The following is a 14729-nucleotide window of genomic DNA, read 5'->3' on the forward strand; positions in this document are numbered from 1 at the left end:
CCCTTCGAACTTGCCGAAAATCGGATTACATTACTTCCCTTTCGCTTTGAAGCTTTCACTCGTCTCGCTAAGGTGCTTCTGGAAGCTTGCATCTGCCTTTAGACCGTTCACAAAATTATCCCAGTCGGCCATGCTTGATTTGCCGATCACCACATTCGTATATAGATCGACGAATTTCTTCTGCCAATCCGCACCCTTCTCAAGCCATACGGAAGAGACAGGCAAGCCAGCGCCTGGATTGGCTACCGACACTTTCGAAATCTCATCGATTAAGGAACGATTATATGCACGTTCTTCTTCGGAAATGCCTGACGACTCCGCTCTTTGATATTTATTGAAAAAGCCCGAAATCCATTGCGCCGAGGTTGCCGTTCCGTAAGCTTTTTGTTTCCCTGCGTCGGTCTGCGTAATGCTACCGTCTGCAGTTACAGTGTAATCGACATCCTTTACGCCATACGCAACGAGGTTATATCCTTCTTGTGTTGCCGTTTCGTTGTACACTTCAAGAATTTTCTTTAATTTCTCTTCGCTTACCGATTTATTAATAAGGAATTGTCCGTAGGAACCGACTTGCTGGTCGTAATACTTCTTGCCGTCCGGAGCACTAGGCAGCGCGTAAGCTTTCAGTACGGCATTTGGACTTACCTTCTTCAGCTCTTCGCTAAACATGAACGCTTCGTTCACGTTAGCCAGCGCCATTCCCGCCTTGCCTTGGATGAGCATATCCTTCACTTGGCTAGGCTTCAAAATCGGCAAATCCTGTATAACATACCCGTCTTTGTACGCTTTGCTCCAGAACGCCAACGCCTGCTTCGCTTCCTCTGTAGTCCAATATGGCTCCAGGCCGCCTTCGGTTGTTTCCTTCCATGTACTGCCCGCGCCGAACATCGACATCATGTAGCCGCTAACGCTCGATTGCACGAGACCGTACGTATCTGGCTTGGTGTTGCCGTCCGGATCATTTTTCGTAAAGGCAGCCATCAAGCTGGCGAATTCATCCATCGTCGCCGGTGCTTTCAGCCCGAGCTTATCCAGCCAATCCTGACGAATAATGAGCGCCTCATGTCCATCCAACGGGCGCACACGCGGAATACCGAAGGTTTTACCCTGGAATTGCACATTTTTGTATACGTTTTCCGGGTAAGCCGCCAAATTCGGGTAATCCTTAATGAACGGCGTCAAATCCCAGAAAGCTCCCTGCTCGGCCGCATTCGCAAATGCAGGATCGTTAATGTCCTCTACCAGAATGACATCCGGCAGTCCTCTCGATGCCAGCAGCGCGTTAAGCTTTTCTTTGTAGCTGTTCACCGGATAGTAGTCGATGTTTAATTGAACGTTAAATTTCTCGTTCAACTGCTTGATACTGTCCAAATCATTGCTTGGCGATTCCGCGAACGTCATCGTGCCGACACTGATTTCAACCGGCGCCGATGCTTGATTTTTAGAGCCCGATTCAGACGGTTCCTTCTTCTCTTCTTTGCTGCCGCACCCGATCATGGAGACAGCAAGCACCAGCACCAATAACATTACGACCCACTTTTTGCTCTTCATTATCTTTAACACCCTCTCATTATGGTATATCATGCCATTCCTCGGAGCAGCCAGTCCCGTTACCCTTTAACGGAACCAACCATCATGCCTTTAACAAAATATTTTTGTAAAAACGGATAGACCATAATGATCGGCACAGAGGCGATAACAACGGCCGCCATCTTGATCGTCTCCGGAGGAATCATTTGCTCGCTTTGCAGCATCGCCGCTACAGCCGGGTCGGCAACGCTTGTCGAAGCTTGAATAAGCATCATTTGCAGCACGACCTGCATCGGACGAAGTGAGTCGTCGTTAATGTAGAGTACGCCGTTAAAATAAGTGTTCCAGAATCCTACCGCAAAGAACAATCCGAAGGCGGCAATCGCAGGCAGGGAGACCGGAAGCATAATTCGAATGAAGACGCCGATATCGTTGCAACCGTCAATTTTGGCCGCTTCCTCCAACTCGTCGGGAATCTCTTGATAGAAGTTCTTCATTAGGAATACATACCATGCGCTTGTGAGTACCGGAAGAATTAAGGACCATACCGTATCAATCAAGCCCAGGCTATGCACGAGCATATAATTCGGAATCATGCCGGGATTGAACAACATCGTCAGCAGAATCGCCAGTAAAAAGAATCTTTTTCCCAAGAACCTTTTGCGGGATAACGCGTATGACAATGCGCTCGTAATGATAATGCTGAATGCCGAGCCTACGATCGCCAGAAAGGCGCTGACGCCCAAGGATCGCGTGAACATTTTGGTCGACAGAATATATTCGTAGGACGATAAGCTCCATTTTTCCGGAAAAATAATTAATGGTTTACTGATATACTCCGATGGATCGGTAAAAGATACCACAATAACATAGAGAAATGGCAGCAGCGTAATGATGCCTACGATGCTTAACACCGTATAGATCACACCATTAGCGAGCTTGTAACTAAAATTTTCCTGCTTCAATACAAGCCCTCCTCGCCGAATTTTTTAGCCAAGCGATTGGCCGTAACGACAAGAACAAGTCCTACAACCGATTTGAAAATACCAACAACTGTCGCGTAGCTGAATCGGCCATTCTGAATGCCCGTTCGGTACACATACGTATCAAAGACGTCGGCAACGGATGCAACCGGTGCGCTCATCATCAGATAAATTTGTTCGAAACCAACCTCCATCACCTGACCCAGCCTTAGAATAAGCAGGACAATAATCGTGCTCTTAATGGCTGGCAGTGTCACGTTCAGCATCTGCTTCCAGCGGTTTGCACCGTCAATCTGCGCCGCCTCGTACAGGTCTTGGTTCACTCCGGCTAACGCCGCCAGGAAAATAATCGTTCCCCAGCCGGCTTCCTTCCAAATACTCTGTGCGGTCAACAATGCCCAGAAGAAATTGGGTTCGGTCAGGAAGCCAACCGGTTGTCCGCCGAATTCCACAATGATTTTATTAATGATGCCTCCGCTTTGTCCTAACACAATAAAGCAAATCCCCGCGATAATCACCCATGACAAGAAATGCGGCAAATAAATGATCGTCTGAATCGTTTTCTTAAAATGATGACTCCGAACTTCGTTAATGAGCAGCGACAGAATGATCGGAATGGGGAAAAAAAACACGATATTCAACAGGCTGATCGCCATCGTATTGCGAAACAAAATCCAAAAATCCGGATTGGTAAAAAACTCGTGAAAGTATTTGAAACCGACCCATTCGCTGTCCCAAAATCCTAAATAAGGCGAATAGTTTTTGAACGCCAAAGCCAATCCCCAAATCGGTAAATACTTAAAAATCAGAAAAAATAACAATCCGGGAAGCGCTAATACGTATAAGTATCGATCGCGGATCAATCTATCTTTTACTCTGGACCCTCTAGGTAGCCCCAGTCCGTACGATCCCTTATCCCCTCCTTTGTCCAATGTGATGTGTCGATTGATAACTTCTGATTGTGATCGTGACAATAGTTCCACCTCCAAACGTTGAATTCAACTTAAGCTATGTCTGCATCTTATAGTCTGAGGCGAGAACCCTACAAGGACCAATTCTTATGCGCTTTCAACCTTGTGAACAAAAAAAGGGAACTCCTTGCTGTGTCTGGGTTACAGACCGCAAAAGTCCCATTTATTAATGCAGTGCGCCTTACGCAGAATAAAAAAAGAGAATCCTTTTTTGCTATCGGTTTCGTTCCCGGTATTGTCCCGGGGGCATGCCGGTATGCTTCTTGAAGACGCGTATGAAATTTTTAGGCTGGTATCCGACTTTCTCCGAAATATCCGTCACCGACAGGTTGGTCGTCTCCAAGAACAGGACCGCCTTCTCAATTCGATACTTCGTGATATATTCAATAAACGAGATTTCCATCTTGCGTTTGAACAGCCTGCTCAAATATTGCGGACTGATTCCGCATAGCTGCGCACACTGGTCGAGCGAGATGTCGAGATGATAGTTCGCCTCGATAAACTCGGTTACTTTGCCGATCAGGAGGTCATTTTCCTGCTGTTTTTTGCCCTGCACCGAAGCGATTATCGGGGAAACGAGACGTTTCATGAACCAAGCGTTGAATTCTGGAATGGTCGAGCACTGCCTCATTTCAGCGTACGGATCACTTCCCTCCGCTCCGAACAACGCTTCGGTAGAAACGCTTAACAAATATGCCGTTCTTATCAGGGTCGTCAACAGTTGATCGTACGACATTTGGATGAGCTCGGGATTATGAATTGCCGTCTGCACTTTGTGGGAGAATGTCTCCAGCATCCGCTCCGCCTCTGCCAAATCACCAAGCTGCAAGGAATTCGTGAAATGCGATTCCACCTCGATCGGGTACCGATAGTGCAGCGGATTGGTCATCCCTTTGCTCTCGATAACCCGGTTGCCGCCGTCAATGATCCTGGATCGAACCGCAAGCTTCGCTTCTTGATACGACTCCGGCAGCTCTTCCACCCGGTCCACCGTCCGTCCGAGGCCGACGGTTACCGGCAGCCGCAAATAATCGGATATAAAGGAGCGAATAAGTTCGACTGTAGATTGAACATCGCTCTCCCACGTTTCGGATTGGCCATGCTCCGTCCAAACCCATACCGTCACTTGATCATTCAGCGAGTTGATCGTGATGCCCTCTGCTTGGCGCTCTTGAAGCAATTCGGAGGCGATGTTCTTCATCGTGAATACGATCAAATCTTTATCTTTATCCGAGAAGCGGCCCTCATCAGGCAAATGGTCGTATGCCATAATAAATGCCATGCCGTACTGCTGCCCAGGAATACCGTATCTGCGCAGCATATCCTGCACGTAATCCCCTCGATATTGCACAAATTGCCCTTCCAACAACTGCAGTGCGAAAATTTCGCGAAGGAGCGGAAATTGCTCGTTAAGCTGCGTTTCCAATTGGCTTGCCTTGCTGTGAAGCTCGTTCCATCGCGAGCCGACATAACTCAACTCGTCCAATTCCGCTTCCGACTGCAAATTCGCAGGTGTGTTGCCGCGAATTTGCGACACGAGCGCTTCGATCGGCCGATAGACCCTGCGCGTACCAAGCAGCACCCATACGGTTCCACCTAAGAGCACAATCGCAACGATCGCCACGGTAAATCTAGAAATTTTGTTCAAGCTGCTATTCAGCTCAGCTATCGGAATCATGTCGATATAGTTCCATTTGTTGTGGGATGATAATTTTGTTGTCACCAGATATTCCATGTCATTCCACTTGAAGGTGAATCGTTCCCCTGCCGAATGCAATCCGGCAGCCTCGAACAATCCTTCCGGAACGGCCCTATCCGCAGCAGAGTAGAATACCATTGTGTTTCGTTCGTCCAAGACGAACATCCGCTCACCTTCATAATTCGTATAGGAGCTAGACAGACGCTGGAACATGGAATTGTCGATATTTACTTGCAGCAAGCCAACTGGCTCATTGGTATTAAGCGGGAGTTTGCAGTATAACGTCACCCCGTAAGGACTGGTCACCCCGTTAGCGGTATATCCATTTTCCCAAAACAATTGTCGATCCGATTCCATCAAATTTGCATAGTGCTGTCGATCAGCTTCATTATCCAGCCTTACGCCACCGTACGACGCCGAAATTAAATTATGTTCATCCAGCGTATATAAGCTGATGTCGAGAATTTCTTTATTTCCGTTCTTATAAGCAGATAAGTTCCGAAATACATTGGAATAGAATCCGGCATAATTGTTCGATTTCAATTCTTGCGGATTCGAAGCGAAAAATGAACTCAGTGCCAACTGCATCACATTGTTCTCAATGAGCTCCAACGTCTTGTTAATGGTGAGCGACGCATTGTTAAGAATACGCACGTTGGACTTGCTAACCTCCTGTTTAATCGCCTTGGAAGCAAGCAAATAGCTTCCGATGCCGAGACAAATCACCGGAATAACGGAAGCAACCAGCGTGAAAATAATCATTTTGCGATAAAAGGACGGGCGACGATGAAATAATTCATTCCATTTCGGTTTAGATAAAATCGGCTTTCTCATAGTATGCTCCCGCGGTCGATGTGAATGGTGCCTAAATTGTATAGGCAATTGTAAGCGTCGTCAATGGAAATATCTTCAACAGAATACCACTTTGCTGCAGAGATCGCTGAAAACAGAAGTGGGCAGCGTGTGGATTGAATTCATTCGCCCATTGAATGTCGGACAATTCTTTAAATCCTAAAAATTGTCGGTTTTCTAGAACATTGCATTTGTTAGCCCTCAATTGGCTGTGAAGCTCACAGCTACGAGAGGACAACCGATATGAGAAATGCTGGGCCGTATTATCTCCTCACTCGCAAAAAAAGGTTCCTAAGCCCCCCCTTCGCTTGAGACGGTTTTTATGAGGTACATTAAAGAACCGGTAACGCCCAAGTTTACTTACTGTGGCAGGGGCGTAGCATATCCCTCAACCCTTTTAGGGAAATGCAAGACGTTTTCGTTCCTTTTTAATTTCTCTCTGCAGAGAAAACCAGGAATCCTCACGGTATTTATCACGATCATCTTCCGCACATCGAAATTCATTACGAAAGCAATCAGGAGTACCGTAATATTCGCAATCCTGGCAAACCGATTTGGTGAATCGCTCTACTTCACGACAGAAAAGAAGAAATGTGCGGTTTAGCGGTACGTTGCCTATCAGCTCTGGTTGTTAATTTTGTGAGAAAACTCACAGTTGACGAGAAGGCAAAGACCTCCGTTACTCCAGCGCAGTCCTCATAGCATCGTCCTAGTAGCACTGATAAATTTTCTACCATTTACATATCCCTTGTTAAATAGGTCTGTTTTTAACTTTCCATTCAACGGAATGAAAACATCCCCTAATTAAATTCAACTAAAAACAGCGTGACTTGAGAGGCTTATCAAGTCACGCTGTTTGTTTATCTATCTATCATTCTTTCCCTAAACGGAACGTACCAAATATTCTGCTGATAAAGAGTCCAACCATGTATCCAACCGGAACGAACAGGATGATCCCCCACCATCCATATAAAGAGAGACAGATTAATGCGGAGGTAATCATTGTAAAGGGAAGCAATAGAATAGGGACCGCATGCATCCCCGCTTCAGCCTTTTGTTCTTTCGTAAACGGAAGTATCCCAATGTAATCATCACCAACAAACAAAGACCAGAACGAAAACAGCCAAAAAGACATGAGCGATGTTAATACTACAAATCCCAGCCATTTAAATCCCGATGGAATGATAAGGATCGCTACCGCGGACACGGCTGTAAAAGCCAGATAAAGCTTCAAATGGGCCGGATTCCGTACGAGTGCCTTAATCGCTGCCGCTGAGAAACGGCTCTCGGCAGTTTTCGATTTAAGTAAAGGCTGTGACTTCCGAAAAATCCACGGCTTATGACGTGTCGGACGAGGTTTATCCAGAACATTGCGGAGCAGTATGGCTGCTATCTTCATTCGCTGCTTGTAGTCTTCGCGCACATCCTTCATAAATGTCCCGCGGATCATTAAGCGCCATCGGAAGGCGATGATTGCAACGATTGTAAATACAATCGCACTCAACCACATGAAGAGTGGGCGATCATTCCAAAGGCTAGCTACTCTGAAATAAATAGCGTTCGGGACGGAGATCGCCAGAAACAGCCACAACCACCGCCGCCAACCCTGCTTCTGTACTTTTACAAGATGTCCAAGTAACTTAACACACCAGCTGCACGCTAAGGTCAGAGCGAACAGTGCCCATACCTGGGATGAGGTCATCTCAAATCCCAAAATCAGAAAAGGCAATAACAGTGAAAAAGCAACAACGAACTTCAGCGATGTTACAATGAGGCTGTAGAGCAAACCGCGAAATACGATTGTATTTATCCATCGCTGCCGTTGTCTAAGAAATAAAAGATCCCCTTCCTGCAATAATAACACCAATCCCCCATTGCAGATCAGGAGCACTAATAATGAAGGAATGAGCATAAACGGCAATTTTTCACTCCAAGCCGGTAGCGATTCATTCCAGAATTCATAATACAACCGCCCGCCCAGTAATCCCCCGGGGATAAGAATATATAAGAGAACGGTCCAATCAGCCGCCGTACGGATAATAGCGGATTGCTCACGCCAATGAGAGAATAACCGCCGTCTGAATAGCTGTTTGGCATTAGAAAAAGCAAACGCCCGCTTGCCCTGCTTACTCATGTCAGTTCGTCGAAGCAATCAAACAACGACGCCTCCGGCAGTCCAGCATAATCACGAATATCTTCGAGTGTTCCCGCGGCGGCAACCTTTCCCCCGGAGATCAGTACGAAATCATCGCATATCTTCTCTGCAGTATCCAGTACATGTGTGGACATTAATACACCAGCTCCGCGCTTCCGTTCCGCTTCCAGCAGCCGCAGGAAATCTTTAGTGGCGCGAGGATCTAAGCCGATAAACGGCTCGTCTACAATATAAACATCCGGCTGTACCAAAAACCCCAGCATTAGCATCATCTTTTGTTTCATGCCCTTTGAAAATCCAGCCGGAAGATCATTGCGCACATGGCCCATACCAAACTGCTTCAACAGTCTTTCTGCAGTTTCCTCGAACTGTTCGTACTTCAGTCCATAGGCAGCGGCCGCTAAATCCAAATGCTCCCATAATGTTAAATCCTCATAAAACACAGGCTGCTCCGGTACATAAGCGTAAGATTTATTAACTCCACTAAAAGACACCTTAGCCTTGGTATTCTTCAGCAAACCAAGCAGGGTCTTTATGGTTGTGCTTTTCCCAGCACCATTAGGTCCGATCAGTCCGAGCAACTGCCCTCGCTTCACTTGAAAAGAAATATCGAATATGCAAGGATCTCCCGCTTCATAGCCAGCTTCATCGATCTCAACATCGAGCACAATGTCGTCATAGCTCTCGGTATCCACCGTAGTTTCTTCTTTTTCCATACTCTCCATCTCCTAGTACTTCTAATAAATACTATTATAAATTGCATTCCAACAGAAGCAATCGCAACTTATCTAATCGTACTATATATTTTTTCTGAAAATAATCAAGCTGCTTTTTTCACAATAATAACTCATGCCCTTCGCAATAGCGAATAAAAGAAACCTCCCATCAAAGGGAGGTCTCTCCTACAAAGTCCATGTTATTCGTCGCAGCTATTCCTTCCTGCTTCTTGATCGCTGCTTCATCCCTGCGCTCGATTTTACCACGCAGCATTAACAGCCCTAGTCCCAGCAATCCTGTAAGCAAACCAGATAGAATAAAGGCAGATACCGGCCCCGATGCTGTCACTAAGGCTCCACCGGCTACGGGTCCTAGAATAACGGCCGCGCTTGTCAGGCTCCCTATGGTTCCAAATACACGACCCGTGTATTCCGCAGGTGTCCGTTGCTGGAGCATTGAATTGAAGGGGATAAACGCTAGTCCTGCACCCACACCAGCAAACATGAAGGACCCAAACAAAGCAATGTTCATCCAGATTCCCGCTTGACCATGAGCAGTTACGATCCCTGCACTCGAGAAGACAACGCCCATGATTACAGCCCCTAATCCCATAAAAATAAGTGGATGCTTACCACTGCCTAATCGGCTTACAAGCAGCGCAGATAGCAAGGTTCCAAAGCCACTGGCTGCTACACACCACCCCAGCAGATCTCCGTTCACACCTGGAATCTCCCGGAATAACGTTACAATCTGAGAGTCTCCGATCTGTAGCATTAGCAGCACCAGTACCAACATAACAATGCCACACAGCACTACAGGCATTCCTGCAATCACATGCAGACCTGCCGACATTTCTTGGCGGAAGGATTTACTTACCTCCGTATCCCCCCCGCTTGTTTCCGTATCTTTCTTCTTAATCGCAGCTGTACGCGGTAATCCAAACAAAATAATCGCCGATAAAACGAATGTAACAGAATCGATCATATAACAAACAGATATGCCGAAGGCTGCCACTAGCAATCCACCAAGAGCTGGACCCACAATTTTAGTTATCTGCTCTATAGATGAGCTAAGCGCCAATTGCTTTATCCATCTGAGCTGCCGGAACAAGTTCCTTAATCTTTCCGCTTTTGGCCGGAGAGAACAACACATCCATACATCCCTTAGCCAGCAGCAGCACATAAACCTGCCACAGAGAGCCTGCAAATACCAAGCAAATAACAACCGCTGCACGGGCTAAATCCGAACCAATCATAAGTGCCTTGCGGTTAAATCGATCACTTAAGTAACCTGCAAACGCTCCTCCTAAGAGCAAAGGCACTGCCATACATAAAGATATAGCCGTAATTTCCCACGGTGTGGCATTCCATTTAAACCCTACCATTGTCAGTAGCGCTAGTATGTGCAACCAGTCTCCTACATTCGATACAAGCTGTGCCGCAATAAGCAGCATGAATGGCTTATTTGCGGTTAGCTTACTTTCTTTTAAATCATCAATATGATGTGCCTCCATCCTTCCTTCACTCCCCGTTACTATTTCTCAATGAAATAATAGTAAAATATTGGGGATTGTCATTCATCCGTCTGGAGGCGTAAATAACACTGAACCGGGGGATGAAATTGATATCCTTTCAGAGACTGAAGTAAAAAAACATTCAATTTCAGCATCTTCAAAAAATTGTTTGATTTTTAATAATTAAAAGTTGCTCATTGTGACAAATCACATGTTCTTCATTCGATCTTTCACGTATTCTATTGTTATCTCAAAGTTCGTTGCACAGGTAAACCGTGCACTAATTAATATGATTACAGACGTGCGACGAGTTCACATGATTAACGATAGAGGGTGGAGAAGCATGATACAATCTTATGAACGTGATACACAATTAACACTACATTTGTACCGGGTATTTGCCAAATCATTCAAGAGTATTAATGAGCATGCTGTTACCGGCAGCAAAATTGAAGGTTTTAACCCTACTGCCTTTGCCGTCATGGAAGTGTTGTACTATAAGGGACCACAGCCCATTCAACAAATTGGTGCCAAACTACTGCTACAGAGCGGCAACGTGACTTACGTTATCGACAAGCTGGAAGAACGCGGCTATTTGCAACGCAAGCCTTGTCCAAGTGATCGTCGTGTGATTTTCGCAGAGTTGACCACGGAAGGCGAACGTCTCATGAATGAGATGTATCCGAAATACTCAGAGCGTCTTCATCTTGCTTTCAGCGGACTGAATGATGAAGAGAAGGAACAAATGATCACTCTGCTCAAGAAGATGGGTCTGCAAGCTGAGAAGCTTTCTCCTCTTCCCCGTAAGTAAGGCTGCTTTTTACTTCATATGTGTTAGACAAGCTGTTATCGCACGAAGAAGCCCGGCCGGTAAATACCCGGTCGGGCTTCTTTATGTGATTTAGAGAATGAGTTATGCCTTTTTCAAAGACGACGTAGCATCCTCTACCGAAGGTACACCCTTGCGCAAACCCCAAGATATAACTAGCGACAAGACTGCGAAAACTGCCATCACGATAAATAGTGAATGAAGTCCCCCTTCAAGTGCACCACGTAAACTGTTTGATACCTCGCCGGACAGGTTAGTGCCTGTATGAGAGCCCAGCAGCTTATTAATATCATCACCTGTAACGTTTGAATCCGGTTGTTTTCGCAACAGCTGATCAATATTCAAGTTCAGCCAGGAACCGAATATAGCCACCCCAACGGTCTGGCCTAGTGACCTTGTAAATGCATTAAGTGCTGTGGATGCACCGCGTTGATCATACGCAACCGACGACTGAGCGATAATCGTGAAGACCGTAGAAGAGTATCCGAAGCCTACCCCACAGACCAGCATCAAGCATAAGAGGATTAGCTGTGAAGACTCTCCAGTCAAGAAAACCAGACCAATAGCTCCGGCAGCAATCATCATCAATCCAAGCATTGCCGTTCGACGAGAACCCGCTCGCAGAATCATCCGTCCGCCTGCGATTGACCCAAACATCCAACCTACAGACATTGGCGCAAGCAGCAAGCCTGAGATCGCAGCGCTTTTTCCAGAAACGCCCTGAACCCATAAAGGGATATACGTAGAAAGTCCAATAATTAATGTACTTACAAGCAGGTTAGCACCCGTTGATACTGCGATGTTACGATTTGAGAATAGGTTCAACGGAAGCATAGGCTCTGGTGCACGGCGCTCCACAAACAGAAATAGGATTAGCAGGATAACCGCTGCACCCAGTGTTGCGAGTAGTAATGGAGAGGTCCATGCCAGGTTCTGCCCTCCCGTGGAGAGTCCAAAGAGTAGAGCACCCATGCCTGCTGCGAACAGAAGGACGCCTGGCACATCGATCTGTGTCTTCCGACGCACCTTTTCTTCCTTCAGGCAGCGCGCTATAAATACCATTGCCAACACGCCAAATGGCAGATTGAATACAAATACCCAGCGCCAGCTTAAGTAATCTACCACATAGCCACCAAGCAGTGGCCCAACCAAAGAGGAAATCCCCCATACAGAGCTTAGCAATCCTTGTGTCTTGGCTCTTTCTTCAATGCTGTAAATATCACCGATAATGGTAAAGGTCATTGGAATAAGTGCACCCGCACCTATACCCTGTATCGCGCGAAACAGGATCAGCTGTTCCATACTTTGCGATATACCGCATAATAAAGAGCCTAATAAAAAAACAGCCGCTCCCCACATGAATACAGGCTTGCGTCCGAACAAGTCACTGATTTTGCCGAAAATAGGTGTTGTAATAGCCATTGCCAGCAAATACGAAGTAAATATCCAGCTCAGCCACTGCATTCCCTGAAAGTCACCAACAATCGCCGGCCCCGCTGGCCCCGTTACAGTACCCTCAATAGCAGCCAGAAATGTGGCCAATAATACGCCTGTTAATATTAGTTTGCGTTCTAAATCCCCTGTTGACTTCAATGTTCCAAACCCTCTCTTTATGTATTAATTAGATTGCCACTCCTCGCGCAGCAGAGCATGGAGAGCAGTATCCTGAAAGCCGGAAGCGATCTGCCTGTATTGACGCAATACGCCTTCCTTCTGAAATCCAAGCGTATCAACCAGCCTCTCCGCACGGATATTATCAGGATGACAGAGTGCTTCAATCCGATTCAAGCCCATAACATTGAAACCAAAATCGAGCACAAGCCCAAGCGCTTCTTTCATATATCCAAGCCCCCAAAAGGCAGGCGACAGATCACAGCCTATCTCACCACGGTAAGCTCCCTGAAGCTGCCAATAGTTATATCCACAGCTCCCTATGACTTCCTCCCCAGGCCCAATAATACTCCAACGTAAGCTCTCCTCTTCCTGAGCCATCCGTGATAGAAGGTCGATAAGCTGCTTCGTCTCTTCTATAGAGGATAATGCTGGTGCACCCAGCCAGAGAGAAACTTCCGGATGAGACCAAACCTGAAATAACGCTGAAGCATGTTCAGTAGTCATTGCACATAATTTTAATCTTCTACCGATCAGTGTAGGTGTCACTCCATTGCATAGATACAATTCTCCGCTCCCCCTTCAACTTATCAATTATACATCATTCAAGAGTATATCCTTAAGCTAAAAGTTCTAATTTCTTTAACATTGAAAAGAACAAATTGTATCCTCGCACGTAAAAAGCGCCTGCATCAGAAGGTTAATTCTCCCTTGATACAGACGCTTTTATAAAAACTTTGCGTTAAATGATTTCATTCTGCTCCCTGAATAACTTCACTACACAACACCTGAAGTTTAGCTCGAATATCCTTGAACTCTTCAATGCCCGTCCCAGTAATACTGTACCCTTCACTATGTGCAGTCAGAAAGTTGTCCAGCGTCAGCTTTTCCAATTCCTGTTTCACTTCGCGTTCTCCTACACGATACCCCATGTCTTCCAGTCCGAGCAGCATCTCCGAGATCGTCACATCTTTATCATGAGCACAATAAAGCATGTGAATTCCTATGAACAAGTTCTGTACATCAGCGCGCATATTCCACTCCTCCTGGCAACAAAGCCTTCGGTATTTACTCTTGCATTACCCTATGACAGTTCATTGGAAACATCATCACAAGGGCTCAGCGCTACAGAGGAATCACAGCCCGTTCCAAAATATTACAAAAGAATGTTGTATCTTGACGTACCCCGCATAGCTGTACTATGTTGTTAGTTACAGTTATGGTTTCATATTGAATTTAAAGTACAGGAAGGTGATGCTTCATGTTTCAAGCTATGCCATATGATGGAACGCGCAGCGAGCAGTTTGAAGCCGTTCTAATCCAACTCGAAGCATTGATAAAGGACGAACCAAGTGCTACAGCCAATCTGGCTAATGCTTCGGCACTACTTAAACACGCTCTATCGGATACGAATTGGGCCGGTTTTTATTTATTTGACGGTAAGGAGCTTGTACTCGGACCTTTTCAAGGCCTCCCTGCATGCATTCGAATTCCGCTATCTCGCGGGGTGTGCGGAACGGCAGCCGCAGAGCGGCGCACACTTGTAGTAGGCGATGTGCATGCATTCCCAGGTCATATCGCCTGTGATGCAGCCTCTAACAGCGAAATTGTTGTTCCTTTAATAAAGGATGATCGCTTGCTTGGTGTACTTGATATCGACAGTCCGCTCAAGGATCGCTTTGATGATGAAGAACGCCGATTCTTGGAGAGATTCGCAGCTTTTGTATCGGAAGCTATCTAAAAATTCCCCCACAAATATATACTTTCTGATAGGTCAAGCATAAACGCCTTCGTCGTCCTCATAAGGACGGTAAGCGTTTAAGCGAGAAATATAAGACATAAAGTATGGTGTGAAACTTATACTTTCTC

Annotated in this window: 13 protein-coding genes; 2 read left to right on the forward strand and 11 right to left on the reverse strand. The window is 46.1% G+C overall.

The genetic code is table 11. The features are described from left to right. Positions 1-30: 30 nt before the first annotated feature. The 8 genes from L1028_RS12530 to L1028_RS12565 form a co-directional block, all read right to left on the reverse strand. On the reverse strand, positions 31-1551 hold the full coding sequence (locus L1028_RS12530) for an extracellular solute-binding protein (protein WP_234534261.1): 1521 nt from the start codon (positions 1549-1551) through the stop codon (positions 31-33). 59 nt (positions 1552-1610) lie between these two features. Beyond that, on the reverse strand, positions 1611-2495 hold the full coding sequence (locus tag L1028_RS12535) for a carbohydrate ABC transporter permease (protein WP_234534263.1): 885 nt from the start codon (positions 2493-2495) through the stop codon (positions 1611-1613). Next, entirely contained in the window at positions 2492-3412 is a 921-nt protein-coding gene (locus L1028_RS12540) for an ABC transporter permease (protein WP_234534429.1), read from the reverse strand. Before L1028_RS12540 ends, L1028_RS12535 begins: the two co-directional genes overlap by 4 nt. A 286-nt stretch (positions 3413-3698) precedes the next feature. After that, positions 3699-6017 (reverse strand): helix-turn-helix domain-containing protein, encoded by a 2319-nt coding sequence (locus tag L1028_RS12545; protein ID WP_234534265.1) that lies wholly within the window; start codon positions 6015-6017, stop codon positions 3699-3701. Positions 6018-6906: 889 nt separating this feature from the next. Beyond that, entirely contained in the window at positions 6907-8187 is a 1281-nt protein-coding gene (locus L1028_RS12550) for an ABC transporter permease (protein ID WP_234534266.1), read from the reverse strand. Next, positions 8166-8906, reverse strand: a complete 741-nt coding sequence (locus L1028_RS12555) for an ABC transporter ATP-binding protein (RefSeq protein ID WP_234534267.1) — start codon at positions 8904-8906, stop codon at positions 8166-8168. The genes L1028_RS12550 and L1028_RS12555 overlap by 22 nt, the downstream gene beginning before the upstream one ends. A 169-nt stretch (positions 8907-9075) precedes the next feature. Further along, entirely contained in the window at positions 9076-9987 is a 912-nt protein-coding gene (locus tag L1028_RS12560; RefSeq protein ID WP_234534268.1) for an MFS transporter, read from the reverse strand. Further along, positions 9977-10420: an MFS transporter gene (locus L1028_RS12565; protein WP_234534269.1), complete on the reverse strand. Its 444-nt coding sequence runs from the start codon at positions 10418-10420 to the stop codon at positions 9977-9979. Before L1028_RS12565 ends, L1028_RS12560 begins: the two co-directional genes overlap by 11 nt. A gap of 343 nt (positions 10421-10763) precedes the next feature. On the opposite strand from L1028_RS12565, the gene L1028_RS12570 reads away from it, so the two are divergent. After that, positions 10764-11231 (forward strand): MarR family winged helix-turn-helix transcriptional regulator, encoded by a 468-nt coding sequence (locus tag L1028_RS12570; protein ID WP_234534270.1) that lies wholly within the window; start codon positions 10764-10766, stop codon positions 11229-11231. Between the two features lie 102 nt (positions 11232-11333). On the opposite strand, the gene L1028_RS12575 is transcribed toward L1028_RS12570, so the two are convergent. The 3 genes from L1028_RS12575 to L1028_RS12585 form a co-directional block, all read right to left on the reverse strand. Then, positions 11334-12842: an MDR family MFS transporter gene (locus tag L1028_RS12575; protein ID WP_234534272.1), complete on the reverse strand. Its 1509-nt coding sequence runs from the start codon at positions 12840-12842 to the stop codon at positions 11334-11336. A 24-nt stretch (positions 12843-12866) separates the two neighbouring features. Further along, complete coding sequence (locus L1028_RS12580) at positions 12867-13427, reverse strand: GNAT family N-acetyltransferase (protein ID WP_234534274.1); 561 nt, start codon at positions 13425-13427, stop codon at positions 12867-12869. Positions 13428-13612: 185 nt separating this feature from the next. Further along, positions 13613-13894: a hypothetical protein gene (locus tag L1028_RS12585; RefSeq protein ID WP_094874766.1), complete on the reverse strand. Its 282-nt coding sequence runs from the start codon at positions 13892-13894 to the stop codon at positions 13613-13615. A gap of 227 nt (positions 13895-14121) precedes the next feature. On the opposite strand from L1028_RS12585, the gene L1028_RS12590 reads away from it, so the two are divergent. Next, positions 14122-14601: a GAF domain-containing protein gene (locus L1028_RS12590; RefSeq protein WP_234534276.1), complete on the forward strand. Its 480-nt coding sequence runs from the start codon at positions 14122-14124 to the stop codon at positions 14599-14601. The last annotated feature ends 128 nt before the right edge of the window (positions 14602-14729 follow it).

Source organism: Paenibacillus pseudetheri (genome assembly GCF_924513355.1).
Taxonomy (GTDB): domain Bacteria; phylum Bacillota; class Bacilli; order Paenibacillales; family Paenibacillaceae; genus Paenibacillus_AQ; species Paenibacillus_AQ pseudetheri.

Coding starts and splice junctions, on each gene's coding strand:
- L1028_RS12530 (WP_234534261.1), bottom strand. CDS start 1,551: ATGAAGAGCAAAAAGTGGGTCGTAATGTTATTGGTGCTGGTGCTTGCT.
- L1028_RS12545 (WP_234534265.1), bottom strand. CDS start 6,017: ATGAGAAAGCCGATTTTATCTAAACCGAAATGGAATGAATTATTTCAT.
- L1028_RS12555 (WP_234534267.1), bottom strand. CDS start 8,906: ATGGAAAAAGAAGAAACTACGGTGGATACCGAGAGCTATGACGACATT.
- L1028_RS12565 (WP_234534269.1), bottom strand. CDS start 10,420: ATGGAGGCACATCATATTGATGATTTAAAAGAAAGTAAGCTAACCGCA.
- L1028_RS12570 (WP_234534270.1), top strand. CDS start 10,764: ATGATACAATCTTATGAACGTGATACACAATTAACACTACATTTGTAC.
- L1028_RS12585 (WP_094874766.1), bottom strand. CDS start 13,894: ATGCGCGCTGATGTACAGAACTTGTTCATAGGAATTCACATGCTTTAT.
- L1028_RS12590 (WP_234534276.1), top strand. CDS start 14,122: ATGTTTCAAGCTATGCCATATGATGGAACGCGCAGCGAGCAGTTTGAA.